The organism is Variovorax pasteuri, from assembly GCF_051216435.1.
GTDB lineage: Bacteria > Pseudomonadota > Gammaproteobacteria > Burkholderiales > Burkholderiaceae_C > Variovorax.
Genome location: NZ_JBPJZS010000009.1, coordinates 136,882 through 161,560, shown reverse-complemented (window position 1 = coordinate 161,560; position 24,679 = coordinate 136,882). Strand labels below are relative to the sequence as shown.

General features: G+C 70.2%; 19 protein-coding genes. 6 read left to right on the top strand and 13 right to left on the bottom strand.

Features of this window, described 5'->3' with window-relative positions; translation table 11 throughout:
* Positions 1-176 precede the first annotated feature (176 nt).
* From fahA to ACSFBM_RS27365, 6 genes are all read right to left on the bottom strand, one after another.
* Complete coding sequence (fahA, locus tag ACSFBM_RS27390) at positions 177-1,442, bottom strand: fumarylacetoacetase (protein WP_435487222.1); 1,266 nt, start codon at positions 1,440-1,442, stop codon at positions 177-179.
* Between the two features lie 22 nt (positions 1,443-1,464).
* Positions 1,465-2,439, bottom strand: a complete 975-nt coding sequence (locus tag ACSFBM_RS27385) for a Bug family tripartite tricarboxylate transporter substrate binding protein (RefSeq protein ID WP_435487221.1) — start codon at positions 2,437-2,439, stop codon at positions 1,465-1,467.
* Positions 2,436-3,746: a homogentisate 1,2-dioxygenase gene (gene hmgA / locus ACSFBM_RS27380; RefSeq protein WP_435487220.1), complete on the bottom strand. Its 1,311-nt coding sequence runs from the start codon at positions 3,744-3,746 to the stop codon at positions 2,436-2,438. Before hmgA ends, ACSFBM_RS27385 begins: the two co-directional genes overlap by 4 nt.
* Before the next feature lie 58 nt (positions 3,747-3,804).
* Complete coding sequence (locus tag ACSFBM_RS27375) at positions 3,805-3,993, bottom strand: DUF2783 domain-containing protein (protein WP_435438825.1); 189 nt, start codon at positions 3,991-3,993, stop codon at positions 3,805-3,807.
* Positions 3,994-3,998: 5 nt separating this feature from the next.
* A complete protein-coding gene (locus ACSFBM_RS27370; RefSeq protein WP_435487219.1) occupies positions 3,999-5,636 on the bottom strand; it encodes an FAD-dependent oxidoreductase in 1,638 nt (545 codons plus the stop codon).
* A gap of 145 nt (positions 5,637-5,781) precedes the next feature.
* Complete coding sequence (locus ACSFBM_RS27365; RefSeq protein WP_435438827.1) at positions 5,782-6,750, bottom strand: MBL fold metallo-hydrolase; 969 nt, start codon at positions 6,748-6,750, stop codon at positions 5,782-5,784.
* 137 nt (positions 6,751-6,887) lie between these two features.
* Here ACSFBM_RS27365 and ACSFBM_RS27360 point away from each other — a divergent pair, with 137 nt between their 5' ends.
* Both ACSFBM_RS27360 and ACSFBM_RS27355 read left to right on the top strand, forming a co-directional pair.
* The gene (locus ACSFBM_RS27360) at positions 6,888-7,751 is read left to right on the top strand and encodes an IclR family transcriptional regulator (RefSeq protein ID WP_435487218.1); all 864 of its coding nucleotides are present in this window, start codon (positions 6,888-6,890) and stop codon (positions 7,749-7,751) included.
* The gene (locus ACSFBM_RS27355) at positions 7,748-8,488 is read left to right on the top strand and encodes an SIR2 family NAD-dependent protein deacylase (protein WP_435487217.1); all 741 of its coding nucleotides are present in this window, start codon (positions 7,748-7,750) and stop codon (positions 8,486-8,488) included. Before ACSFBM_RS27360 ends, ACSFBM_RS27355 begins: the two co-directional genes overlap by 4 nt.
* Before the next feature lie 4 nt (positions 8,489-8,492).
* Here the strand turns inward: ACSFBM_RS27355 and ACSFBM_RS27350 are convergent, their stop codons facing one another.
* From ACSFBM_RS27350 to ACSFBM_RS27325, 6 genes are all read right to left on the bottom strand, one after another.
* The gene (locus ACSFBM_RS27350; protein WP_435487216.1) at positions 8,493-8,714 is read right to left on the bottom strand and encodes a hypothetical protein; all 222 of its coding nucleotides are present in this window, start codon (positions 8,712-8,714) and stop codon (positions 8,493-8,495) included.
* Between the two features lie 36 nt (positions 8,715-8,750).
* The gene (locus tag ACSFBM_RS27345; RefSeq protein WP_435487215.1) at positions 8,751-9,413 is read right to left on the bottom strand and encodes an ABC-type transport auxiliary lipoprotein family protein; all 663 of its coding nucleotides are present in this window, start codon (positions 9,411-9,413) and stop codon (positions 8,751-8,753) included.
* Between the two features lie 38 nt (positions 9,414-9,451).
* Positions 9,452-10,411: an MlaD family protein gene (locus ACSFBM_RS27340; protein ID WP_435487214.1), complete on the bottom strand. Its 960-nt coding sequence runs from the start codon at positions 10,409-10,411 to the stop codon at positions 9,452-9,454.
* Between the two features lie 16 nt (positions 10,412-10,427).
* Positions 10,428-11,270 (bottom strand): ABC transporter ATP-binding protein, encoded by an 843-nt coding sequence (locus tag ACSFBM_RS27335; protein WP_435487213.1) that lies wholly within the window; start codon positions 11,268-11,270, stop codon positions 10,428-10,430.
* Positions 11,271-11,274: 4 nt separating this feature from the next.
* Positions 11,275-12,441, bottom strand: coding sequence for an MlaE family ABC transporter permease (locus ACSFBM_RS27330; RefSeq protein ID WP_435487212.1), 1,167 nt, complete (start codon positions 12,439-12,441; stop codon positions 11,275-11,277).
* Between the two features lie 157 nt (positions 12,442-12,598).
* The gene (locus ACSFBM_RS27325) at positions 12,599-13,546 is read right to left on the bottom strand and encodes a LysR family transcriptional regulator (RefSeq protein ID WP_435487211.1); all 948 of its coding nucleotides are present in this window, start codon (positions 13,544-13,546) and stop codon (positions 12,599-12,601) included.
* A 107-nt stretch (positions 13,547-13,653) separates the two neighbouring features.
* On the opposite strand from ACSFBM_RS27325, the gene ACSFBM_RS27320 reads away from it, so the two are divergent.
* The 3 genes from ACSFBM_RS27320 to ACSFBM_RS27310 all read left to right on the top strand — a co-directional run bounded on the left by ACSFBM_RS27320 (position 13,654) and on the right by ACSFBM_RS27310 (position 22,668).
* Complete coding sequence (locus ACSFBM_RS27320; RefSeq protein ID WP_435487210.1) at positions 13,654-15,162, top strand: CoA-acylating methylmalonate-semialdehyde dehydrogenase; 1,509 nt, start codon at positions 13,654-13,656, stop codon at positions 15,160-15,162.
* A gap of 158 nt (positions 15,163-15,320) precedes the next feature.
* Complete coding sequence (locus tag ACSFBM_RS27315) at positions 15,321-21,023, top strand: alpha-2-macroglobulin family protein (protein ID WP_435487209.1); 5,703 nt, start codon at positions 15,321-15,323, stop codon at positions 21,021-21,023.
* Positions 21,024-21,030: 7 nt separating this feature from the next.
* Positions 21,031-22,668 carry a GMC family oxidoreductase gene (locus ACSFBM_RS27310; RefSeq protein WP_435487208.1) on the top strand — a complete coding sequence of 546 codons (1,638 nt, stop codon included), beginning with the start codon at positions 21,031-21,033 and terminating at the stop codon, positions 22,666-22,668.
* A gap of 7 nt (positions 22,669-22,675) precedes the next feature.
* Here ACSFBM_RS27310 and tetR read toward each other — a convergent pair whose 3' ends face one another.
* Positions 22,676-23,365, bottom strand: a complete 690-nt coding sequence (gene tetR / locus ACSFBM_RS27305) for a tetracycline resistance transcriptional repressor TetR (protein ID WP_435487207.1) — start codon at positions 23,363-23,365, stop codon at positions 22,676-22,678.
* A gap of 84 nt (positions 23,366-23,449) precedes the next feature.
* Between tetR and tet the strand changes: the two genes are divergently transcribed.
* On the top strand, positions 23,450-24,679 hold the full coding sequence (gene tet / locus ACSFBM_RS27300; protein ID WP_435487206.1) for a Tet(A)/Tet(B)/Tet(C) family tetracycline efflux MFS transporter: 1,230 nt from the start codon (positions 23,450-23,452) through the stop codon (positions 24,677-24,679).

Genomic DNA, 24,679 nt, shown 5'->3' with positions numbered 1-24,679 from the left:
GCGGCGTATCGCAGACCGACGGCTTTTCGCAGGCCGCGTGCCCCCATCCCAGCCTTCCCCCGGGAGGGGAAGGAGCAAGGCAACGCACCGACTTCGAATGCTCCGGGGTCTTTCTCCCTCCCCTTCCGGGGGAGGGTCGGGGTGGGGGCTCGCGGCAATCAAGTCCGCGCGATGCTTCAGACCACCGTGCCGCTGACCTCGCCCAACCCGATACGCACCGCACCCGCGCGCTCGCAGTAGCCGCGGATCACCAGCGTGTCGCCGTCTTCCAGGAAGGTGCGCTTCTCGCCGTTCGGCAGCGTGATCGGCTGCTTGCCGCCCAGCGTCAGCTCGATCAGCGAGCCCGCCTCGCCGGGCCCGGGGCCTGACAGCGTGCCCGAGCCCAGCAGGTCGCCCGGCTGCAGGTTGCAGCCGTTCACCGTGTGGTGCGTGATGAGCTGCGCGGCCGTCCAGTAGGCGGCTTCGGTGGTGTTGCTGCGCGTGAGACGCACGGGCGCAACGCCTTCCGCGCGCATCTTCGCGGTCTGCAGCAGCACTTCCAGCGTGATGTCGAGCGCACCGCTTTCGCGGTTGGCGGGCGAGTCGAGGTAGGGCAGCGGCTGCGGGTCTCCGGCGGGCCGCTCGAACTTCGCGCGGAATGGCGCCAGCGCCTCGGTCGTCACGATCCACGGCGACAGCGTGCTCGCGAAATTCTTCGACAGGAACGGGCCGAGCGGCTGGTATTCCCAGGCCTGAATGTCACGCGCCGACCAGTCGTTGAGCAGCGTCACGCCGAACAGATGGTCTTCCGCCTCGCCGATGGCAATCGGCTCGCCCTGCGCGTTGCCCTGGCCGACCAGGAAGCCCAGCTCCAGCTCGTAGTCGAGCCGCTTGCAAGGGCCGAAGCTGGGCGTCTCCGCATCCGGGGCCTTGGTCTGGCCCTGCGGGCGCTTGAAGCTCTGGCCGCTGATGCCGATGGACGAGGCACGGCCGTGGTAGCCGATGGGCACCCACTTGTAGTTGGGCATCAGCGGCTGGTCGGGGCGGAACAGCTTGCCGATGGTCGTCGCGTGATGGATGCCGGTGTAGAAGTCGGTGTAGTCGCCGATGCGGCAGGGCACGGTCATCTCGGCCTTGGCCTGCGGCAGCAGCGCCTTGGCCCAGGCGGACTGCTTGTCGCTGCCTTCGGCCAGGCCCGCGGAGATCGCGGCGCGCAGGGCCTGGCGGTCCTTCACGGGGGCGTTCATCAGCACGTTCATGTCGTCGGTGTCGACCAGGCCGGCGGCCTTCAGGTCGAGCACCTGGTCGCCGATGGCCACGCCGATGCGAAAGGCCTCTGCGCTGCCCGCGGTGCGAAAGCGGCCGAAAGGCAGGTTCTGCACCGGGAAGTCGGTGCCGGCTGCGTTGGCCGAGGCGACCCAGCTGCGCAGCTTCGGGTCATGGGTGGCGTTGAGTGCGGTCATGGATGTCTTTCTGTGTGTCTGATCAGTCTGCGGTCATGCCGGCTTTGCGAGCCACATCGCCCAGGCGCTTGTATTCGGTGTCGGTCAGCGTGGTCAGCTCCTGCGTCGTCGAGCCGCGCGGCGAGAAGCCGGCCTGCTGCAGCTTGGCCTTCACGTCCGGCATGGCCAGCGCTTCGACAAAGGCTTCGTTCAGCGCCTTCACGATCGGCGCCGGCAGCTTCGCCGGGCCGTACACGCCGAACCACGGGTCCAGCGCATAGCCCTTCAGGCCGGCCTCGGCCATCGTCGGCACGTCGGGCAGCGAGGGCGAGCGCGTGGGGCCCGCCACGGCCAGCGCGCGCAGCTTGCCGGCCTGGATGTGAGGCAGCGACGCGGGCAGGTTGTCGAACATCACGCCGATGTTGTTGCCCAGCATGTCGGTGATGGCCGGGCCGCTGCCCTTGTAGGCCACGTGCACGAGCTCGGTGCCGGTCATCTGCGCGAACATCACGCCGGCCAGGTTCATCGAGGTGCCGGCGCCCGCGGTGGCGTAGGGCATGCCGGGGTTCTTCTTGGCGGCGGCGATCAGCTCGGGCACCGACTTGATCGGCGAGACCGCGGGCACTTCGAGCACGATGGTCGAGGTGCCCAGCAGGCTGATGGCGGTGAAGTCCTTGCGCGGATCGAAGGCCATCGACTTGTAGATGTGCGGGTTCAGCGCATTGGTCGAGATGGCGCCGAAGCCGATGGTGTAGCCGTCGGGCGCGGCCTTGGCCACGGCGTCCATGCCGATGTTGCCGCCCGCGCCGCCGCGGTTGTCGATCAGCACCGGCTGGCCCAGCTTCTCCGACACCTTCTGGCCCACCGTGCGCGCCACCAGGTCGGTGGTGCCGCCGGGCGAGTAGGGCACGACGAAGCGGATGGGCTTGGTCGGAAAGTCGGCCGCGTGCGCGAGGAAGGGCGCGGCCAGCAGGGCGACGGCCGCTGCACGGCGGGTCAGGGTGAATGTTCTCTTCATGCTTTGAATTGATCCTTGAGGCCGGCCCAGCAGTCGGCGTAGTCGGTGTCGAGTGCGCTGCTTTTCAGCGCAAAGTTGGTGGGAATGAAGCGGTAGCGGCTCTCGAACATGAAGGCCAGCGTGTTGTCCAGCTTGTGCGGCTTCAGGTCGGCGTTCGTCGCCTTGTCGAAGGCTTCCTCGTCCGGCCCGTGCGGCACCATGCAGTTGTGCAGGCTCGCGCCGCCGGGCTTGAAGCCGCCCGGCTTGGCGTCGTACTCGCCCAGCACCAGGCCCATGAACTCGCTCATCAGGTTGCGGTGGAACCATGGCGGGCGGAAGGTGTTTTCCATCACCATCCAGCGCGGCGGGAAGATCACGAAGTCGCAGTTGGCGGTGCCCGGCGTGTCGCTGGGCGCGGTCAGCACGGTGAAGATCGACGGGTCGGGGTGGTCGAAGCTGATCGAGCCGATCACCATGAAATGCGCCGTGTCGTACTTCACGGGCGCCAGGTTGCCGTGCCAGGCGACCACGTTGAAGGGCGACTGCTTCATTGGCGCCTGCCAGAAGCGGCCACCGAATTTCTTGACGATGTCGTAGGCGCCTTCTTCCGATTCGAAAGCCGCCACCGGCGCCTGGAAGTCGCGCGCATTGGCCAGGCCGTTCGAGCCGATCGGGCCCAGCTCGGGCAGGCGGAAATGCGCGCCGTAGTTCTCGCAGACGTAGCCGCGCGAAAGACCGTCGGGCAATGCCACCTTGAAGGCCATGCCGCGCGGCAGCAGCGCGATTTCTCCGGGCTTCACGTCGAGCACGCCGAGCTCGGTGGTGATGACCAGGCGGCCCTGCTGCGGCACCACCAGCATCTCGCCGTCGGCGTTGACGAAGGCGCGGCGCTCCATCGAGCGACCGGCCAGGTACATCAGCGAGCCGATGCCGACCTGCGACTCGGCATCGCCGTTGGCCGCGATGGTGTGCATGCCGTCGATGAAGTCGACCTCGCCCGCGCCGTCCAGCGGCTGCGGGTGCCAGCGCAGGGGCTCGGGCGGCAGCGCGATCTCGCGGTCGGCGCCGGTGGTCCAGTGCGCCTGCGCATAGGGCTGGTAGCGGCCCGACACCACCGAGGGCTGGCGGCGGTACAGCCAGGTGCGGCGGTTCTCGTGGCGCGGCGCGGTGAAGGCGGTGCCCGAGATCAGCTCGGTGTACAGGTCGAGCGGCCCGCGCTGCGGGTTGTTGCGGCCCTGGGGCAGGGCGCCGGGCACGGCCTCCGAGGCGTACTCGTTGCCGAAGCCGCTCTGGTAGCGCCGCTCGGAGGCGGAGGGTGCTTGGGTCATGTGCTTTCTCTTTCGAAAATCGCGATGAGGTTGGAATCTGAAGAATCTGCGGATGGGCTCAGCCGGCGCGCGCCGCGTCGAAGGCCTCGCGCAGCACGGCCAGCGAGCCGACATGGTTGGCCAGCACCAGCACGAGGCGCGCGTTGAAAGCGTGGCTCTCGTCGGTGGAAAGGCCCTGGTGCGCCTCGATGAGCGCCTCGTAGAAATCGTCGGGCGCGTCGAGGTGGGGCGTGGTGATCAGTTGCATCGTGTTCATGCCTTGGCCAGTGCGCGGGCCAGCGCCGCGCGGATGTCCGCTGCCGTGGGTTGACGCCAGCGCGCGCACACGTGCTGGTCGGGCCGCAGCAGGTAGACGGTACCGGGTTGCGCGTCGTAGCGCTGCGTGGCGAGTTCCGCGCCGGTGCCGTCGCCTTCCACGCGCACGATGTGCAGCGGCAAGTCGGCGGCCTTCAGCGCCTGCAGGCTGCGCTCGGCGGCTTCGCCCTGGCCGAAGACGAGCGCGGTGAAGCGTTCGACATGGCACTCGCGCAGCAGCCAGCCGGTGCCGCCGTCGGCACGCACCACGGGCGCGTCGGCCGCTGCGGCGCCCGGCACCATCGCACCCGCGAAGCTGTCGGCATCGGCCGTGTTCAGCGGCGAGTCGCGCAGCACCGTGGCCACCGACAGCCGCCCGCTGTTGACCAGCGTGCGCGCAAAGGCGTGGCGCTTGGTCAGCTCCAGCACCGCGTCGCGGAACAGGCGGCTCACCTCGCTCTTGGGCGTGATGAAGTCGGTTGCGCGGGTGGAGTTGCGGATGTTCTCGTCAGCCGCGAATTCGCGCTCGCTCGCATAGCTGTCGAGCAGGGCGTCGGGCGCCTGGCCCTGCACCACCGCCGCGAGCTTCCAGGCGAGGTTGTCCGCGTCCTGCACGCCCGAGTTCGCGCCGCGCGCGCCGAACGGCGACACGCCGTGCGCCGAGTCGCCCGCGAACAGCACGCGGCCGTGGCGAAAGCGCTCCATGCGCTGGCAGGCGAAGGTGTAGACGCTGGCCCAGCCGATCTGGAACTGCACGTCGGCAAAGCCGATGCTGTCGAGCAGCGCGCGCACGCGCGGCGTGATGTTCTCGGGCTTGCGCTCTTCCGCCGGGTCGGCGTCCCAGCCGAGCTGGAAGTCGATGCGCCACATGCCGTCGGCCTGCTTGTGCAGCAGCACGCTCTGGCCGGGGTGGAACGACGGGTCGAACCAGAAGCGGCGCTCGGTCGGCAACTGCGCGTCCATGGCGATGTCGGCGATCAGGAAGCGGTCGCGAAAGGTGCGGCCCTTGGCCTCCTGCCCCAGCAGCTGGCGCAGGTTGGAGCGCGAGCCGTCGCAGGCGGCCACGTAGCCGGCCTGCAGCCTGTGGCTGCCGTCGGGCGTCTCGATCGTGAGCACGGCGCCGTCGTCGCGTGGCTCGATGCCCGTCACCTTGTGGTTCCAGCGCAGGTCGATCAGCGGCAGCGCCGCGGCGCGCTCGACGAGATAGCCCTCGACGTAGTACTGCTGCAGGTTGATGAAGGCCGGGCGCTCGTGGCCGGGCTCGGGCAGCAGGTCGAAGCGGTAGACCTGCTCGTCGTGGAAGAACACCTTGCCCACGTTCCACGACACGCCCTTGTCGACCATGCGGTCGCCGCAGCCGAGGCGGTCGAACACCTCCAGCGTGCGCTTGGCGAAGCAGATGGCGCGCGAGCCGCTGGACAGCGTGTTGTCGTTGTCCAGCAGCACGACCGGGACCTGGCGCAGCGCGAGGTCGATGGCCAGCGTGAGGCCCACAGGGCCGGCGCCGACGATCACGACGGGGTGGTGCGCCGGTGCCGCCGCGTCCTGATCGGCGTGGCGTTTGTAGTCGAAGCGCAGGCTCTGATAGTCGATCACGTACTTGTCTCCGTGTCTTATGTCTTTGTCTTGCTCCTTCCCCCTTTGGGGGAAGGTCGGGATGGGGGCTCGACGGCGCTCGAAACCGGCGCTCTGCCTGCCCCCACCCCAGCCCTCCCCCAGCGGGGGAGGGAGCCATGCAGGATCAGCCCTCGAGGGCCTTCCACATGTCGATGTCGCGCTGCGCCGTCCACACGCGCGGGTCCGCATGGCCCGAGGCCTCGTCGTACGCGCGGCTCACGTCGAAGGGCATGCAGTGGTCGAAGATCACCCACTGGCTGTACTTGGGCTTGAGCTTCTCGTAGGTGTCCTTGTAGACCGCGTTCAGGTCGCGCCCGGCTTTCACGCCCTCTTGCACGCTGGCATACACGTCGGAGATGAAGTTGCGCGTGCCCGTCAGGCCCTCGGCCACGGCTTCGGGGGTGGTGAGCGCGGCGCCGCGGCCCGGCACCAGCGCGGCGGGCTTCAGCGCGGCGATGTTGTCCAGCGTCTGCGGCCAGTCCTTGAAGTAGGCGTCGCCGGCGTACGGCGTGGCGCCGAACTCGACCAGGTCGCCCGACAGCAGCGTGCGCTCCTGCGGCAGCCACACCACGGTGTCGCCCTTGGTATGGCCGCGGCCCAGCTGGATGAGCTGCACTTCGAGCTTGCCCAGCCACAGCGTCATCTTGCCGGTGAACGTCATGGTGGGCCAGGTCAGGCCCGGGGGCACCGTTTCGACGTTCTGGAACAGGCGCGGGAAGCGGCCGATTTCGCTGGCCTTGTCTTCCTCGCCACGCTCCACGATCAGGTCGCGCGTGTCCTGGCTGGCCAGGATGTGGCCGGCGCCCTTCTCGAAGTAGCCGGCCGCGCCCAGCACGCGCACCGCGTGGTAGTGCGTGAGCACCACGTACTTGATGGGCTTGTCGGTCACTTCGCGGATGCGGCGCACCACGTCGGCGGCCATGGCGGGCGTGGCCTGGGTGTCGGCCACCAGCACGCAGTCGTCGCCGATGACGATGCCGGTGTTGGGGTCGCCCTCGGCGGTGTAGGCCCAGGCGTGCTCCGAGATCTGGCTGAAGGTGATCTTCTTCTCTTCCATGTCGGCCTGGCTGGCGAACTTCTTGGCTTGGCTCATCGGGTTGTCTCCGTCGGTGGGGTGGATCTTGAAATTCGTTTAAGGCGAACGAATTTGCTGTGAACTAATTTTGTCAGTGTAAGCGTCGGATCAGTTAATGTCTAATCCCTTCTTCATGAACGAACGATCGGCGGGCCATGGCAGCCAATGACACCGACCGCGCCCAGCGCGGCATCCAGAGCATCGAAGTCGGCGGACAGCTGCTGCGCGCGCTGGTGCACCACGGCCGGCCGATGGCGCTGAAAGACCTGGCGCGCGAGGCCGACATGACGCCCGCCAAGGCGCATCCGTACATGGTCAGCTTCGGGCGGCTGGGCCTGATCGAGCAGGACCGCGCCAGCGGCCACTATCTGCTTGGCCCGCTCGCCTTGCAACTGGGGCTCATCAGCCTGCAGCAGGCCGACCCGGTGCACATCGCCACCCCGCTGATCGCCCAGCTGGCCCAGCAGCTCGGCCACACCGTGGCGCTGGCCGTGTGGGGCGCGCGCGGCGCGACCATCGTGCGCACGGCCGAGTCGCCTTCTCCGGTGCATGTGAACATGCGCCACGGCACGGTGTTCTCGCTGACCCACACCGCCTCGGGCCGCGTGTTCGCCACCTACCTCGACGCTGTGGTGGTGCGCCAGCTGCTCGACGACGAGCGCCAGCGCCAGAAGCAGCGCAAGGGCGCCGAGCCGCCCCCGCCGGCCGGCATGCCGGCGGTGCAGCCCTTGCCCTCGTGGAGCGACTTCGAGCGCCAGCTGCAAGAGGTGCGCGAGCACGGCATCAGCCGCTCCGACGGCGAGGTCATCGAGGGCGTGAGCGCCATGGCCGCGCCCGTGTTCGACCACACCGGCGCCATCGTGCTGGCCGTGACCGCCATCGGCCCGGCCGGCATCTTCAACACCGCGTGGGACGGCGAGATTGCCCGCGCGCTCAAGGCCTGCGCGGACACCGTGTCGCAACGCCTGGGCGCCAGCGTCGCGCCGCCCGCAGCGAATTCCCCCAGACCCGAGCGATGACGCCTGCCGCACCCGATATCTCTTCTTCTGTCCACGCCGCCGCCGAACTGCTGGCCAACGCCCGGCGCATCGTCGTCTTCTCCGGCGCCGGCCTGTCCCGGGCCTCGGGCATTCCGACCTACCGCGATGCCGACGGCCTGTGGAAGAGCCAGAGCGCCCTGCAGTTTTCCCATGCCGAAGACCTGGCGCGCGACCCGTCGGGCTTCACCAGGTTCTGGGCACAGCGCCTGTCGTTGATCGAGTCGGCGCCGCCCAACCCTGGCCACGCCGCGCTGGCGCAACTGCAGCGGCTGCGCCCGGCCACGCGGCTGGTCACGCAGAACGTCGACGGCCTGCTCACGCTGGCGGGCGGGCAGGACGTGCTCGAACTGCACGGCTCGCTGCGCCGCTGGCGCTGCGACCACTGCGGCAATCGCAGCGGGCCGTGGCCCTTCCACCGCTGCCTGCGTTGCGGCTCCCACGCGCGGCCCGACGTGGTGATGTTCGGCGAGATGCTGAATGCGGGCGTGCTGCTCGACGCCCAGGTGGCGGCGCAGGAGTGCGATCTGTTCATGGTGGTCGGCAGCACGACCATCGTCTACCCGGCCGCCGAGCTGCCGCAGACCGCGCTGGCGCACGGTGCGCGGCTGGTCACGCTCAACCTGGAGCCGTTGCCGCACCTGGACGAGGCGGCCACGGTGGTGCTGCGCGGCCCGGCCGAAGCGTTGTTGCCGCAGCTGCTGGCCGGCCTGGGCTGAAGGCTCAGCCCTTCCTGCCGCCCAGCAGGAGCAGCGCCCCGCCCACCACGATCGCGGCCACGCCGGCCCAGGCGGGGATGTTGACGGTCTGCTGCTCCTTCACCGAGAACTCCAGCGGGCCCAGCTTGGCCTGGTGGGTTTCCTTGGTGAAGCTGAAGCTGCCCAGGCCGATGGCCGCGATGCCGGCCACGATCAACAGGATGCCGACGATGCGTGTCGCGTTCATGGGAGCGGTCCTTCGTGCGGGGTAGGGGCCGCCAGCTTACTGCCGTGGCGTCTGCTGCTGCAGCTCGCCCACCCACTGCACCAGCTCGGCCGAAGCCTTGTCGCTGGCCGCGATCAGCGCCTTCACGCCGCCGGGCGCGTCGGCGCTGGGCGCGGGGCTGCGCACGGTGAAGGTGCGCTGGCCCAGCACGCGGTCGCCGCCGGCGGTGCCGCGGATCAGCGTGGCGCGCAGGCGCACCAGGCCCACGCTGGCGCTGGCCGAATCGAAGTAGTGGCTGAACTCGTCCAGCGAGATGCGCAGCGTGTCGGGCACTTCGCCCTTGCCGCGCGCGATGGTCGCGCTTTCTTCCGGGCCGAGCACCATGCGGCGCGCGGCCAGCGCGTCGCGCAGGCGCTGGCGCAGCAGTTGCGCGGGCGGCTGGCTCCAGCGCGACTGGCCGTAGGGGCGCAGCTCGTTGGCGTCCGCGTAGCCCAGGCGGTACAGGATCTGCGTGCCGTCGAGCCGGGAGTTGCTCTCGAACTCGGCCAGCGCCAGCGTGGGCAGGCTGGCCACTGCAGGCGCGGCGGCCGGGGCCGTCATGCCGGGGCCGAAGTCGTAGAGCGTGGCGCGCGCCGGCTTGTCGGGCAGCGCACCGCAGCCGGCGGCCAGCAGCACGAGGCCGAGGGCCAGCGGGGTGGTCAGGGATCGGATGGTGTTCATGGTCGGTGCTCCTGTGCGCCTGTTCGCGCGACCTGTCATCAAGGACGCGTCGCGGCCGGCGCGCTGAAACCCGGCTCGCCCGGGCCCGCGGCCGCACCGCCGTTGCCGAACAGCAGCGATTGCGGGTTGTCGTTGATGCTGTCCGCCGCGCGACCCAGCCGGCGCACGGCGTGCGAGGTGTCGTCGGCCACGCGGTTCACGCGCGGCAGCGTGGCCGCGTTGAACGAATCGACCGCCTGCGCCAGCGCCTTGGTGCCGTCGCTCAGGCGTTCGACCGGACCGTCGGGTGCGTTCAGCCGGCCGACGGTGGTGTTGAAGTTGTTGGCCACGCGCGAGACGTCGCCGGCCGCCTTCTTCACCGAGGCCATGGTGTCGGGCAGCTTGACCAGGGCCGGGTTCAGGCCGGTCTTGACCGTGTTGTCCAGCGTCTTGAGCAGCGTGTTGGCGCTCGCCGAGGCAGCGGCGATGTTCTCCAGCGCATCGGCCGCGCGCTTCTGGTTGGGGTCGCTCAGCAGCTTGTTGGCGCGCTGGGTCACCTCTTCGACCTGGTTGATGATGGCTTCGCCGCGGTCCTGCAGCTGCGCCAGCATCGAGGGCTTGAGCGGAATGCGCGGCGGGTCGTCGTCGTTGGGCTTGAGCACCACGTTGGAGCCGACCTTGTCGTCCAGCGCGATGAAGGCCAGGCCGGTCACGCCCTGGTAGCTCAGCGTGGCATAGCTCGAGGTGGTGAGCGGCACGCGCTCGTCGACCGTGATGCGCACGCGCACATTGCCCTTCACCTTGGGGTCGAAGTCGATCGACGTCACCTTGCCCACCGCGATGCCGCGGTAGCGCACCATGGCCTGCGGCTGCAGGCCGCTGACGGCCTCGCGCGTGGACAGTTCGTAGATGTTGCGCACGGTGTTGTCGCGCGTGAACCAGATCACCAGCGCGACGAGCGCGGCAATGAGGCCGAGCACGAAGGCGCCGGCGGCGAGGGCATGGGCCTTGTTTTCCATGGGGGCTACCTACCTTTCAGCGGCCCGCCTGCGCGGCGGGCTGCGATGGGGATGCTTCGGCGGGTTTGTCATGCAGGGCTTCCAGGGCACGCTGGCCGCGCCCGCCGAGAAAGTATTCGTGGATGAAGGGATGCGGGTACGCAATGACGTCGCGCGCCGCGCCGGTGACGATCACCTTCTGGTCGGCCAGCACCGCGATGCGGGTGCTCAGGTCGAACAGCGTGTCCAGGTCGTGCGTGACCATCACCACCGTGAGGCCCAGCTCGCGGTGCAGGCCGCGCAGCAGGTTGCAGAAGCTGTCCGACGCCTCGGGGTCCAGGCCGGCCGTGGGCTCGTCCAGCAGCAGCAGCGGCGGGTCCATGATGAGGGCGCGCGCCAGCGCCACGCGCTTGATCATGCCGCCCGACAGGTCCGACGGGCTCTTGTTGGCGTGCTGCGGCTCCAGTCCCACCATCTGCAGCTTCACCAGCGCCGCGTGGCGGATCAGCTCGTCGGGCAGCAGCTTCAGCTCGCGCAGCGGAAACGCGATGTTCTCCAGCACGCTGAAGGCCGAGAACAGCGCGCCGTGCTGGAACAGCATGCCCACGTTGGCCGCGCCCGAGGCGCTGAGCTCGCCGGGCTCCTGCCCCAGCACCTCGACCGTGCCGCGCGTGGGCTTCTCCAGCCCCAGGATCTGGCGCAGCAGCACCGTCTTGCCGGTGCCCGAGCCGCCGACCAGGGAGAGCACCTCGCCGCGGTCGATGTGCAGTTGCAGGTCGCGGTGCACCACCTGGTCGCCGTCGGTGTTCTCGAACACCGTCCACAGGTTGCGGATGTCCACCACGGTGGTGTCGGTGTCGGGGCGCACGGGCATGCTCATCGCGTCATCCCCGGAACCCGATGCCCTTGAAGAGCACGGCGAACAGCGCGTCCACCAGGATCACCGCGGTGATGGAAGTCACCACCGACGAGGTGGTGCCGCGCCCCAGGCTCTCGGTGTTGGGCTTGACCTTCATGCCGAAGTAGCAGCCGATCAGCGCAATCAGCACGCCGAACACCGCCGACTTGGCCATGGCCAGCCACAGGTTCGAAATGGGCACCGCGCGCGGCAGCGCCGACAGGAAGTACGCCGGCGAAATGTCGAGCGCCGCGTCGGCCGCCAGCATGCCGCCGGCCAGCGCCGCCATCGAGGTCCACAGGCTGATCAGCGGCATCGCGATGGCCAGCGCCAGCACCCGCGGCATCACCAGCCGGAAGCCGTGCGCAATGCCCATGACGCGCATCGCGTCGAGTTCTTCCGTGACGCGCATCACGCCGATCTGCGCCGTGATGGCCGAGCCCGAGCGGCCTGCGATGAGCACCGCCGCCAGCACCGGCCCGAGCTCGCGCACCAGCGACAGCCCGAGGATGTTGACCACGAAGCTCTCGGCGCCGTACTGGCGCAGCTGCTGAGAAATGAGGTACGCCAGCACCACGCCGATCAGCAGCCCCACCAGCGCCGTGATGTGCAGCGCCGTGGCGCCGAACTGGTACAGGTGTCCCGAGAAGTCGCGCCACGGCCCGCGGTGCGGCGCGCGAATCAGGCGCCCCACGTCGATCGCGAGCTGGCCGATCAGCCCGGTGAAGTCGCGCATCACGACCATGGCGCGCGGCCCGTTGTGCGCGAACGCACGGATGCGGTCGGTCAGCGTGGGCGGGGGCTCCTCGGGCGTGGCGACGGTGTAGCGCGCCACCTGGTCGAGTACCGCCTTGTGCTGCGGCGCCATCTCGAGCGTGGCGGGCCATTCGTGGCGCCAGTGGTCCCACAGCAGTTGCGCGCCGATGTGGTCGAGCTGCTGGACGGGGCGCAGGTCCCAGGCGCGGTCGTCGGCGGGCGGGGCGGCCTCCAGGCTCTTGGACAGGCCCAGCCAGGCCGGCTTGGACGACATGCCCAGCGCGGTCCAGCGGCCGCTGGCCACCGTCCACTGACGCCCCTCCTGCGCCTGCTGCGCTACGCGGGGCCACGCGCTGTCGGCGGCTGAAGCGTCGGCAGGCGAAGTGGCAGGGGACATAGGGCGAATGAGAGGGAAAGTAGACAAAAAGCAGGGGAAGGGCGCATCGTAACCGCGTGCATCCGTGTGCCGTATGTCACAGACCCTTCGTTTGCGTAGGGCACGACGCCGTTTGTTCAGGTTTTCTTCAGGTTCGGTTACGCCGTTCAGGGCGCGCTCACGCCGAAAACCCTTGCGCCAACGCAGCCCGCAGCCAGCCCACGAACGCCGTCACCGCCTGCGGCACATGCGTGGCGTAAGGCCGTATCGCATACAGCCGCTCGCCGAAGGCGCCCACCGAACGCCACTGCGGCAGCACCTCCACCAGCTTGCCCGCCTGCAGCGCCGACTGCGCGCTGAAGTCCGGCACCAGCGCAATGCCCAGCCCGGTCAGTGCCGCGTCGCGCAAGGCTTCGCTGTTGTTCGCGACCAGCGGCCCCGAGACCGGCACCGTGATGCGCGGCGCCGCGGCCTTGCCCTTGGGCTGCTTTCGGGCCTCGAAATGCCAGGTCGGCGTGTCCTGCGCGCGCGGGTAGTGCAGGCAGTCGTGGCCGGCCAGCGCCTGCGGTTCGCGCGGCGTGCCGCGGCGGCGCAGGTAGGCGCGGCTGGCCACCAGCAGCGAGCGGGTTTCGCACAGCGTCCAGGCCACGTGCGTGTCGGGCGGCGCGGCCGTGTGGCGAATGGCCAGGTCGAAGCCTTCCATCGCCAGCGAACTGAGCCGGTCCGACAGGTCCAGCTCGATGCGCACCTCCGGCTGCGCGCGCAGGAACTCGGCCAGCCGCGGCACCAGCTGCTGGCGCGCAAAGGCCACCGGCGCCGTCACGCGCACCAGCCCGCGCGGCACGCCGGCCAGGTCGCGCACGCCCGCGAAGCTGTGCGCAATCTGCTCGAAGGGCCCGCGCATGTCCTCCACCAGCCGCTGGCCCGCCTCCGTGAGCCGCACGCTGCGCGTGGTGCGCTGCACCAGGGGGGCGCCGGCCGCGCGCTCCAGCTCGGCGATGCGCTGGCTCATGGCCGCCTTGCTCACGCCCAGGCGCAGCGCCGCGGCCGTGAAGCTGCCCTGTTGCGCCAGCACCGTGAGCCAATGCAGGTGCGTCCAGAGCGCCTCGATATTTTGGGGTTTCATGGATGCATTGTTCAGCAGAGTGAACAATAAGTTCAAGCCTCATGGCTAGGCGCGGAACACGGCGCTGCCTAAACTGCCTGCATCCTCCCGACAGCAAAGCCTTCTCCATGACCACCTCCCTCGACCACTACATCGCCGGCAAGCCCGCCGCCAACACCTCCGACCGCACGCAGGACGTGACCAACCCCGCCACCGGCGCCGTCACCGGCAAGGTCGGCCTGGCCGACACGGCCCAGGTCGCGGCGGCCGTGGCCGCCGCGCAGGCCGCCTTCCCGGCCTGGGCCGACACCCCGCCCATTCGCCGCGCGCGCGTCATGTTCAAGTTCCTGCAGCTGCTCAACGAGCACAAGGACGAGCTGGCCCACCTCATCACCGCCGAGCACGGCAAGGTCTTCACCGACGCGCAGGGCGAAGTCAGCCGCGGCATCGACATCGTCGAGTTCGCCTGCGGCATTCCGCAGCTGCTCAAGGGCGACTTCACCGACCAGGTGAGCACCGGCATCGACAACTGGACCCTGCGCCAGCCCCTGGGCGTGGTCGCGGGCATCACGCCCTTCAACTTCCCGGTGATGGTGCCGATGTGGATGTTCCCGGTGGCCATCGCCGCGGGCAACACCTTCGTGCTCAAGCCCAGCCCGACCGACCCGAGCGCCTCGCTGCGCATGGCCGAGCTGCTCAAGGAAGCCGGCCTGCCCGACGGCGTGTTCAACGTGGTGCAGGGCGACAAGGTCGCCGTCGACGCGCTGCTCGAGCACCCCGACGTCAAGGCCATCAGCTTCGTGGGCTCCACGCCCATCGCCAACTACATCTACGAAACCGGCGCGCACCACGGCAAGCGCGTGCAAGCGCTGGGCGGCGCCAAGAACCACATGGTGGTCATGCCCGATGCCGACATCGACCAGACGGTGGATGCGCTCATTGGCGCGGGCTACGGCTCGGCCGGCGAACGCTGCATGGCCATCAGCGTGGCGGTGCTGGTGGGCGACGTGGCCGACAAGATCATTCCCAAGCTCATCGAGCGCACCAAGACCCTGCAGGTGCTCAACGGCACCAACCTCGCCGCCGAGATGGGCCCGATCGTCACGCGTGCCGCGCACGAGCGCATCACCGGCTACATCGACCTGGGCGAGAAGGAAGGCGCCAAGCTGCTGGTCGACGGCCGCGGCTTCGACGGCAGCAAGGCCGGCGACGGCTGCGGCGACGGCTTCTGGATGGGCGGCACGCTGTTCGACCACGTCACGCCCGAGATGCGCATCTACAAGGAAGAGATCTTCGGCCCGGTGCTCAGCTGCGTGCGCGTGGCCAACTTCAAGGACGCGGTCGACCTCGTCAACGCGCACGAATTCGGCAACGGCGTGAGCTGCTTCACCCGCGACGGCAACGTGGCGCGCGAATTCAGCCGCCGCATCCAGGTGGGCATGGTCGGCATCAACGTGCCCATTCCCGTGCCCATGGCCTGGCACGGCTTCGGCGGCTGGAAGCGCTCGCTGTTCGGCGACATGCATGCCTACGGCGAAGAGGGCGTGCGCTTCTACACCAAGCAGAAGTCGGTCATGCAGCGCTGGCCGGAAAGCATCGGCAAGGGCGCCGAGTTCGTGATGCCCACGGCCAAGTAACGCGCACGCGCAGCCCCGGCCCGGAGCTTTCCGGGGCCGGGTTTCCTCCCTCCTCCGGTTCTGAATTTTTTCTTTCGTAGAGTTCGCAATGAACAGTTAGAAAGCTGGACGCCTTTCACGTCCGATTCCAGAACACCCAGAGAGGAGCGAGGAGACACATGGCCGAGAACCACCCCAAGAGGATCATTCCCCTGCCAGCGGGCAGCGCATGGCTGCGCCTGCTGGCATTGGCCGTGGTGTTCGCGGCGGCGCCGTCGCTTCATGCGGCGGGTGTCCTCGGCGTCAGCCCCCAGGGCGAGGCACGCGATGTGCGGCAGGTGTCGGTGCGCTTCGATGCCGACATGGTGCCGCTGGGGCAGAGCGACGGCGCCGAGCCTGCCACCGTTCAATGTTCTGCGCAGACACCCGAAGGCCGCGCACGCTGGATCGGCCCGCGCGTCTGGGCCTTCGAGTTCGCGGCGGACGTGCGCGGCGGCACGCGCTGCAATGTCGTGTTCAAGCCAGGGCTCAAGACTTTGGCGGGCGAGGCGGTGGTCACGCCGCCTGCCCCGGGCTTCGTCGCCGGCCCCTACGGTTTCTTCGACTCCTATCCGGCCGAGGGCGGGGAAGTTGCACCCGACCAGGTCTTCCTGCTTCGCCACCACGCCCCGCAGCCGACCGACGACCCTCGGGTGCTGGCGGCCGGTTTCACCTGCGAGCAACGTGTGGGCGACAAGGTGCTGAGCCAGCCAGCGGTGCCGGTGACCGGTGCGGCCCTGGCCGCTGCCGTGAACTCCGCATCTCCAGGGCCGTACGCGCTCGCCTTGCGCTGCGCGCAGCCTGTGCCGGAGGGCGCGCAACTGAGCCTGAGCCAGGCAGGCGCGGGCAACGCGGCGGCAAGGCGCTTCAACTACACCGTCCGTCCGGCGTTCAAGGCCGAACTCTCGTGCACGGTGCTCGACTACCCGCAGGGCCAGAAGGCATGCGACCCGCGCCGGGCGCTCTTCCTGCGTTTTTCGGGCTACATCGACCCTGCGGTTGCGGGCGCGCTGCGTGTCGTCGACGCGGCTGGCACGGCGTTGTCGTTCGATCCCGTCGAACCTCGGCGCCGCGAGAACATCCGCGAACTTAGGATGTCGCCGCCGAACGGCAGCTTCGGTGAAGGCACGCGCTACACCGTGCGCCTGCCCGACGAACTTCGGGACGTGTTCGCCCGGCCGCTCGTCAACGCCGCCGAGTTCCCGAAGACCGTCGAATTCGCGCGCCTTCCGCCCTACCTCGGCGCGGCCAACCCGTTGGCCGTGATGCCGTGGCAGGCGGGCCAGTCCGACGCGGTGGCGGCCTTCGCGGTGCGCCGCGTCGAGAAGTCGGTGCCGCTGCGGCAATGGCGCCTCGGCGGCGAGATGGGCGAGGGCATCGAGGCCTACGCCATCGAGTTGCTGCAGGCGCAGCAGTCGGGCCAGTGGCCCGCCGAGCTGTTGAACGCCAAGGCGGGAACGTCGCGCACGTCGACGTTGGCAACGCAGGGCGAGGGCATGGAGTTCGTCGGCGTGCCGCTTTCCGCGCCCGGCCTGCATGTGGTGCGCGCCGACAGCGCGGCTTTCACGCAGTACATCGACACCCGCCCGCTCGGCCCCAACGAAACCCGCGACGCCACGCCGCGCCAGCGCTATGCGGTGGTGCAGGCCACCAACCTCAACCCCGGCGCGAGCTTCAGCGACAGTGGCGCCTCGGTGATCTGGGTCACCGCGTTCGACAGCGCTCGGCCGGTGGCCGGCGCCGACGTGGCCGTGTATTCGTGCAACCGCGAACTGCTCTGGCGCGGCAAGACCGACGCGCAAGGCCTGGCCCGGCCGGACGAAGCCCTGCGCGGCAAGCTGGCATGCAGCGCCAGCGGCGCGAACCCCATGGCGCGGCGCTACGGCTACGGCGGCAGCGCCTGGGTGGTCGTGCGCGCCGGCAACGACATGGCGCTGCTGCAGGCTTCGGCGGGCTGGAGCGGTTACAACGCGGGTCGCGCCGCGCAGAACCTGCGCGCCCACACCGTGCTCGACCGCACCCTGTTCAAGGCCGGCGAAACCGTCAGCCTGCAGCACGTGGTGCGGGTGCTCGAAAGCCGCGGCTTCGCGCTGCCGCCGGCGGGCACGCTGGACGTGGAAATCCGCTCCGGCTGGAGCGACAAGGTGCATGCGGCCAGCGTGCCGCTCGGCGCCGACGGCAGCGCCTCCCACCAGTGGACGATTCCGCTCGGCGCCAAGCTCGGCGTCTACACCGTGCAGGTATCGCAGGGCGGCCGGCAGCTCGCCAGCGCGCGGTTCCAGGTCGAGGAGTTCCGCACGCCCGTGTTCGACAGCGAACTGCGCGCCAGGGCGCTGTGGGAGCGCGACGCGCAACTGGCCGTGGTCGACGCGCGGCTGAGCTACTTCGCCGGTGGTGCCGCGGCCGGCCTGCCGGTGAGCGTGCAGCAGGGCTGGACGCGCGACGTGCAGGCGCCGCGTGCCGGCTACGCGTTCTACGAGGAGGCCCTCGACACCGGCCTGGCCATGCCGCCGCCCATGGCGCCGAAGGACGCGAAGCTCGACGCCGCCGGCAAGACGCAGGTGCGGCTCAAGGCGCCGCCGCTGGAGCGACCCATGCTGTTGCAGACCGAGCTCGGGTTCCAGGACCCGAACGGCGAGACGCAGACCGCCGGCACCAGCACCATGCTGTGGCCCGACCGCATGAAGCTCGGCCTGCGCGTGCGCGCGAAGGACCGCGACCGCCCGCAGGCCATCGAAGGCATCGCGCTCGACGCCAACGACCAGCCCGTGGCCGACGAGCCCGTGAAGGTGCGCGTCAAGCCGGTGAAGCAGGACTGGAACAACAACCGCGCCCGCTTCACCGACCTCGGCCCCGAGACTGAGGTGTGCAGCACCCGCACCGACGCGCAGGGTCAGTGGTCGTGCGAATGGCAACTGCCCGCCGCCGTGCCGGGCCAGGGGCAGATCCCCGAGCAGTGGCTGTTCGATGCCAGCGCCGCCAGCCTGAAGCACAGCCGCGCCGTGGTGCGCACGGCCATGCTGCAGCAGCGCTGGCACCTGGGCTGGCAGGAGGCCGCGGCCCGCTCCGCGCTGCAGCTGGAAAACGGCCCGTCCTTCGGGCCCGGCGACAAGGTCGTCGTCGTCGCGCGGCCGGAGCGCCTGCCCGCCCACCTGCTGCTCACCACCGAGCGCGAGGGCGTCATGTCCGCCAGCGTGCATGCGCTCGGCGCCATGGCGCAGCGCATCGAAGTACCGCTCGTGCCGCAGCACGCACCCAACGTGTACCTGACCGCGCGCTACGTGTATCCGCTGCAGGGTGCAGACAAGGCCGAACCGCTGGCCAGCACCCAGCGCGCTGACGTGCCGGTACGCCCCGACGCATGGACCCTGTCCGTCGGCGTGCGGCCCGCCGGAACCAGCGCGCGGCCGCGCACGCAGGTGCCGATGGAGGTCGCGGTGCGCGACGCCGCCGGCCAGCCCGTCGGCGATGCACGTGTCACGCTGGTCGCGGTCGACCAGGCCCTGCTGGCGCTCAAGCCCAACGACACCTGGGGGCTGGCCCATGCGATGTTCGCGGCGCGCGGCAACGCGGTGACCGCCACGGCACTCGACGCCCGCCTGCTGCGTCGTTTCGAGACCGGCCCTCAACCGCACTACCGGCCCAGTGACGAGGCCGACCGCGGCGCGCCAGGCGGCGTGCCGATGCCTGCGCCGGCGGTGGCGGCCATGGCGATGGGGAGGAGGCCAGGCGAGGCAGGCGGCGCTCAGTCGCCGCCGCCGCGCAGCGACCTTTCCTCGCTGATCGCCTGGCGCACCGACCTGCGCACCGACGCCCAGGGCATCGCCCGCGTCACCGTGCCGCTCAACGATGCGCTCACGCAGTTCCGCATCGTCGCCATCGCCAGCGCGGGCGAGGCGCAATTCGGCCAGGGCGAAACCACGATCACGAGCACGCAGCCGCTGCAGATCTTCAGCGGCCTGCCCGAGCTGCTGCGCGCGGACGATGCCATCGTGCAGAAGCTCAGCCTGCGCAACACCGGCACGTCGCCACTGGCCGTGCTGCTCAGGGCCGAGGCCAGCGTCGAGCCGAACGGCGACTGGCCCGGCGCACGCGACGTGGTGCCCGCCGATGCGCTGGCCGCACGCGGCCTGAAGATCGAACGCCGCGTGCAGCTCGCCGCCGGCCAGACGCAGGAGGTGCTGTGGCCCGTGGCCGTGCCCGCCGGCGCCGGCACGCTGCGTTGGCGCATCAGCGCGCAAGGGGGCGAAGAACGCGACGCATTGGAAGTCGCCCAGCGCGTGGTGCCCGCCTTGCCCGTCACCGTGCGCCAGTCGACGCTGCTCTCGGTGGCCGACGCCGGCGCCGTGCCCGTCGCGCAGCCGCGCGATGCCGTGCCGCTCACCGGCGGCGTGCGCGTCGCGCTGCAGTCCAGCCTGGTCGACGCGGCGCTGGCCGAGTCGATGCGCTGGATGGCCCAGTACCCGTACATGTGCCTGGAGCAGCAGAGCTCGCGCTTCGTCTCGCTCGACGACCGCGCGGGCTGGGACCGGCTCATGGCCGGGTTGCCGAAATACATCGACGACAAGGGCCTGGCGCGCTTCTTTCCCGAAGCCACGCTGGCCGGCAGCGAGATGCTCACGGTGCAACTGCTCGACCTGGCCCACGCCAAGGGCTGGCCGGTGCCCGAGGCGCAGCGCAGCCGCATGCTCGATGCGCTCGAGGCCTTGCTGCAAGGACGCCTGGCTGCGCAGGACTGGGCACCGCGCAACCATCTGGAGCCGCAGCAGCTCGCCGCGCAGGCCACGCTGGTGGAGCACGGCCGCGCGAAGCTCGTGCTGCGCCCCAAGGCGCTCGATGCACTGTCGGCCCAGTCGCTGGTCGACTGGTCGCGCACGCTGATGGCGCTGCCTTCGGACGCCGAACGCGACGCCGCGTTGACGGCGGCCGGCGCGCAGCTGCGCAGCCGCTTCGACGTGCAGGGCACGCGCCTGCGCTGGCGCGACGAGTCGGCGCAGCACTGGTGGTGGTTCATGTGGAGCGGCGACAGCACCGCCGCGCGCATGGCGCTGCTCGCGCAGCAGTGGGCGCAGACCGATGCGGCGTGGAAGGCCGATGCGCCGCTCATCACGCAGGGGCTGGTCGGCCGCCAGGACGCGGGCCGCTGGAGCACCACCACGGGCAACGCCTGGAGCACGGTCGCGCTGCGCCGCTTCCAGCAGCAGTTCGAGGCCGGCCCGGTCGACGGCGTGACGCATGCCACGCTGGGGCGCACCACGCGCGACGCCGCATGGGCCGATGCCAAGGCCCCGGGCGTGCTGCTGCCCTGGCCCGCGCAAGGTGCGCAGGGCACGCTGCAACTGCGCCACGAAGGCAACGGCAAGCCCTGGGCCACCGTCAGCACGCTGGCCTCGGTACGTAACGCGCAGCCCGTGGCCAACGGCCTCGTGGTGCGCCGCACGGTCACGCCGGTGGAGCGCAAGCGCAAGGGCCAGTGGTCGGTCGGCGACGTCTACCGCGTGCGGCTCGACCTCGAATCGACCGCCGAGCAGACCTGGGTGGTGGTGCGCGACGCCGTGCCTTCGGGCGCCAGCCAGCTCGGCCGAGGCCTGGGCCGCGAAAGCAATCTCGCGCAGCGCGGCGAGAGCGACGCCGGCTGGACCTGGCCCAGCCACATCGAGCGCGCGACGGACAGCTACCGGGCCTATTTCCGCTACGTGCCGCGCGGCAACTGGCGCGTGGAGTACACCGTACGCCTGAACAACGCGGGCGAGTTCAAGCTGCCGCCGGTGCGCGCCGAGGCCATGTACGCACCCGAAGTTTTCGGCGAGGGCACAGCCCAGACCATGACCGTCAAACCCTGAGAAAAAAATGCGAGACAACGACCACACCTTCGACTACATCATCATCGGCGCGGGCACCGCGGGCTCGCTCATGGCCAACCGGCTGAGCGCCGACAAGCGCAAGCGCGTGCTGCTCATCGAGGCCGGCCGCAAGGACGACTACCACTGGATCCACATTCCGGTGGGCTACCTTTACTGCATCGGCAACCCGCGCACCGACTGGCTCTACAGCACCGAGCCCGACGCCGGCCTCAACGGCCGCGTGCTGCGCTACCCGCGCGGCAAGACGCTGGGCGGCAGCTCCAGCATCAACGGCATGATCTACATGCGCGGCCAGTCGCGCGACTACGAGCACTGGGCCGACCTCACCGGCGACGACGGCTGGCGCTGGCAGAACGTGCTGCCGGCCTTCAAGAAGCACGAAGACCACTACCTGGGCGCCGACGAGATGCACGGCGCGGGCGGCGAATGGCGCGTGGAAAAGCAGCGCCTGCGCTGGGACATCCTCGACGCCTTCGCGGCCGCCGCCGAGCAGGCCGGCGTGCCGCACTCCACCGACTTCAACCGCGGCAGCAACGAAGGCGTGGGCTACTTCCAGGTCAACCAGAAGAACGGCTGGCGCTGGAACACCGCCAAGGCCTTCCTGCGCCCCACCTGCTACGGCCGGCCCAACTTCGAGCTGTGGACCGGCGCGCAGGTCTCGCGCCTGCTGTTCGAAACGCAGCCCGACGGCACGCGCCGCTGCTCCGGCGCCGAGGTGTGGAACGGCACCGAGATGACCACTGCGTACGCCGAGCGCGAGGTGGTGCTGAGCGCGGGCGCCATCGGCTCGCCGCAGATCCTGCAGCTCTCGGGCATCGGCCCGGCCGACCTGCTGCGCCAGCACGGCATCGACGTGGTGCTCGACGCGCCCGGCGTCGGCGCCAACCTGCAGGACCACCTGCAGATTCGCGCGGTCTACAAGATCGACGGTGCGCCCACGCTCAACGTGATGGCTTCCTCGATGGTCGGCAAGGCCAAGATCGGGCTCGAATACCTGATGAAACGCAGCGGCCCCATGAGCATGGCGCCGTCGCAGCTCGGCGCCTTCACGCGCAGTTCGCCCGAGCGCGAATGGCCCAACCTGCAGTACCACGTGCAGCCGCTGTCGCTGGACGCCTTCGGCGATCCGCTGCACAGCTTTCCGGCCTTCACCGCGAGCGTGTGCAACCTCAATCCGACGAGCCGGGGCTCGGTGCGCATCAAGAGCAAGCGCTTCGAGGACGCGCCGGCCATTGCGCCCAACTACCTGAGCACCGACGAAGACCGCCAGGTGGCGGCCGAGTCGCTGCGCGTGACGCGCCGCATTGCCCAGCAGCCCGCGCTGGCCAAGTACAAGCCGCAGGAGTGGAAGCCCGGCGTGCAGTACCAGACCGACGAAGACCTGGCGCGGCTGGCCGGCGACATCGCCACCACCATCTTCCACCCCGTGGGCACCACGAAGATGGGCGCCGACGGCGACCCGATGGCCGTGCTCGATGCGCGCCTGCGCGTGCGCGGCGTGCAGGGCCTGCGCGTGGTCGATGCGGGCGCGATGCCCACCATCACCAGCGGCAACACCAACAGCCCGACCTTGATGATGGCCGAGAAGGCGGCGGGCTGGATCCTGGAAGACGCCGCGCGCTGAGCCGGCTTCAGCGGCGCGGCGCGCGGCCGCCGCGCTTTGCGGCCGGGCCGGGGGCGGCGGTGTTCGCGAGGTCCGCGGGCGGGCCGCCCGCCAGGCGCGCCTTCGCGCCTTCGAGCATCAGGTCCACGCCGATCTCGAACAGCGCGTCGGGGCCGGCCCGGCGGTAGGTGGCGAAGGCATCGGCCAGCAGCGGACGCGAGGCCGCGGCGGCGTCCAGCGCCTGCTGCTGCGCCGCCGCGTCGGGCGGGGTGGCCTGCTGCTCGAGCACGCAGCCCACGGTGTAGCGGCCCAGCGCGATCAGCAGCGTCATTGCCTGCGCCACCGGCACGCCCAGGCCGACCACGGCCGCGAGCTGGGCCTCGACCATGTCGAGGTCGCCCGGATCGGGCTCGGAGCCGGCATGCAGGCGTGCGCCGTCGCGCCGCGCCAGCAGCGCGCGCCGGAAGCTGTGCGCGTTCTCGCGCAGGAACGCGTCCCAGGTCTCGCCGGGCAGCGGCAGCTTGCGCTCGTGCGTGCTGTGCAGGATCTGGCCGTTCATTGCGTCCAGCAGCGCGCGCTTGTTCTTGAAATGCCAATACAGCGCGGGCTGCTGCACGCCGAGCCGCTCGGCCAGCAGCCGGGTGCTGAGCTTGTCCATGCCGACCTCGTCGAGCAGCGCGAGCGCGGCCTCGAGGATCGCTTCGCGGTCCAGTTTCATGTCGATGGGTGCCGATGTAGATGTGAATGTCGTTGCGCGCGGGGACTTCACGGCCAGGAATTTATCGCTGATAATTCCTTATCGATGATAAATTCCATCCATTCCCCACATGCTCCAGCGAGCGCTCACCACGCGCGCGCCGTGATCCTCGCCATTGTCACGCTCGACGCCGTCGGCATCAGCCTGGTCATGCCCATCGTGCCGAGCTTGCTGCGCGAGGTCGGCCACACCGGCGACCTCGGCTGGCGCTTCGGCGCCTTTCTCTCGCTCTACGCGCTGATGCAGTTCCTCTGCGCACCCGTGCTCGGCGCGCTCAGCGACCGCTTCGGCCGCCGGCCGGTGCTGCTCATCTCGGTGGCGGGCGCAGCCATCGACGCGCTCTTCATGGCCTTCGCGCCCTCGCTGTGGATGCTCTTCGTGGGCCGCGCGATCGCGGGCATGACGGGCGCGAGCACCGCCGTGGCCTCCGCCGCCATTGCCGACCTCACGCCCGAGCACCAGCGCGCGCGCTGGTTCGGCCGCATGGGCGCCTGTTTCGGGCTGGGCTTCATTGCCGGGCCAGCCATCGGCGGCGTGCTCGGCGACCACGGCGTGCGGCTGCCGTTCATCGCGGCTGCGGTGCTCAACGGCGTGACCTTCCTCGTCGGCCTGCTGGTGTTGCGCGAGTCGCGCCCGCCGGCGCTCGCCACGAAACCCTTCGATCGCGGCGTGCTGCATCCGCTCGCGCCGCTGCGCTGGGCCAACAGCTTTCCGGCGCTGCTGCCCTTGCTCGGCGTGTTCCTGCTGCTGGTGCTGGTGGGCGAGGTCGCTGGCACGACCTGGGTGATCTACGGCCAGGACCGCTACGCCTGGAACGGCACCATGGTCGGCCTCTCGCTCGCGGTCTTTGGCCTTCTGCATGCGCTGGTGCAGGGCTTCGTCGCCGGCCCGGTGGTCGAGCGCTGGGGCGAACGCGCGGCCATCGCCATCGGCACCATCGCCGACGGCACGGGCTATGCGCTGATTGCCTTCGCCACGCAGGGCTGGATGGCCATCGCGATGCTGCCGCTCCTGTGCATGGGCGGCGTCTGCGCCCCGGCGCTGCAGGCGACGCTCTCGGCGCGCGTGGGCGAGGCGCAGCAGGGGCGGCTGCAGGGCGTGCTCGCGAGCATCACCAGCCTGGCGGCGGTGTTCGGCCCGCTGCTCATCAGCCCGCTCTACTTCGCGTTCCGAACGCGCTTTCCGGGCATCGTGTGGCTGGCGGGTGCGTCGCTCTATCTGCTGTGCCTGCCGGTGCTGCTGCGCAAAACCGTAAGAACCGGCGCGCAGGGCTGA

Coding starts and splice junctions, on each gene's coding strand:
- ACSFBM_RS27320 (WP_435487210.1), top strand. CDS start 13,654: ATGACCACCTCCCTCGACCACTACATCGCCGGCAAGCCCGCCGCCAAC.
- ACSFBM_RS27360 (WP_435487218.1), top strand. CDS start 6,888: ATGGCAGCCAATGACACCGACCGCGCCCAGCGCGGCATCCAGAGCATC.
- ACSFBM_RS27350 (WP_435487216.1), bottom strand. CDS start 8,714: ATGAACGCGACACGCATCGTCGGCATCCTGTTGATCGTGGCCGGCATC.
- fahA (WP_435487222.1), bottom strand. CDS start 1,442: ATGACCGCACTCAACGCCACCCATGACCCGAAGCTGCGCAGCTGGGTC.
- ACSFBM_RS27385 (WP_435487221.1), bottom strand. CDS start 2,439: ATGAAGAGAACATTCACCCTGACCCGCCGTGCAGCGGCCGTCGCCCTG.
- ACSFBM_RS27310 (WP_435487208.1), top strand. CDS start 21,031: ATGCGAGACAACGACCACACCTTCGACTACATCATCATCGGCGCGGGC.
- tet (WP_435487206.1), top strand. CDS start 23,450: ATGATAAATTCCATCCATTCCCCACATGCTCCAGCGAGCGCTCACCAC.
- ACSFBM_RS27315 (WP_435487209.1), top strand. CDS start 15,321: ATGGCCGAGAACCACCCCAAGAGGATCATTCCCCTGCCAGCGGGCAGC.
- ACSFBM_RS27325 (WP_435487211.1), bottom strand. CDS start 13,546: ATGAAACCCCAAAATATCGAGGCGCTCTGGACGCACCTGCATTGGCTC.
- ACSFBM_RS27330 (WP_435487212.1), bottom strand. CDS start 12,441: ATGTCCCCTGCCACTTCGCCTGCCGACGCTTCAGCCGCCGACAGCGCG.
- ACSFBM_RS27345 (WP_435487215.1), bottom strand. CDS start 9,413: ATGAACACCATCCGATCCCTGACCACCCCGCTGGCCCTCGGCCTCGTG.
- ACSFBM_RS27375 (WP_435438825.1), bottom strand. CDS start 3,993: ATGCAACTGATCACCACGCCCCACCTCGACGCGCCCGACGATTTCTAC.
- hmgA (WP_435487220.1), bottom strand. CDS start 3,746: ATGACCCAAGCACCCTCCGCCTCCGAGCGGCGCTACCAGAGCGGCTTC.
- ACSFBM_RS27365 (WP_435438827.1), bottom strand. CDS start 6,750: ATGAGCCAAGCCAAGAAGTTCGCCAGCCAGGCCGACATGGAAGAGAAG.
- ACSFBM_RS27340 (WP_435487214.1), bottom strand. CDS start 10,411: ATGGAAAACAAGGCCCATGCCCTCGCCGCCGGCGCCTTCGTGCTCGGC.
- ACSFBM_RS27355 (WP_435487217.1), top strand. CDS start 7,748: ATGACGCCTGCCGCACCCGATATCTCTTCTTCTGTCCACGCCGCCGCC.
- ACSFBM_RS27335 (WP_435487213.1), bottom strand. CDS start 11,270: ATGAGCATGCCCGTGCGCCCCGACACCGACACCACCGTGGTGGACATC.
- tetR (WP_435487207.1), bottom strand. CDS start 23,365: ATGAAACTGGACCGCGAAGCGATCCTCGAGGCCGCGCTCGCGCTGCTC.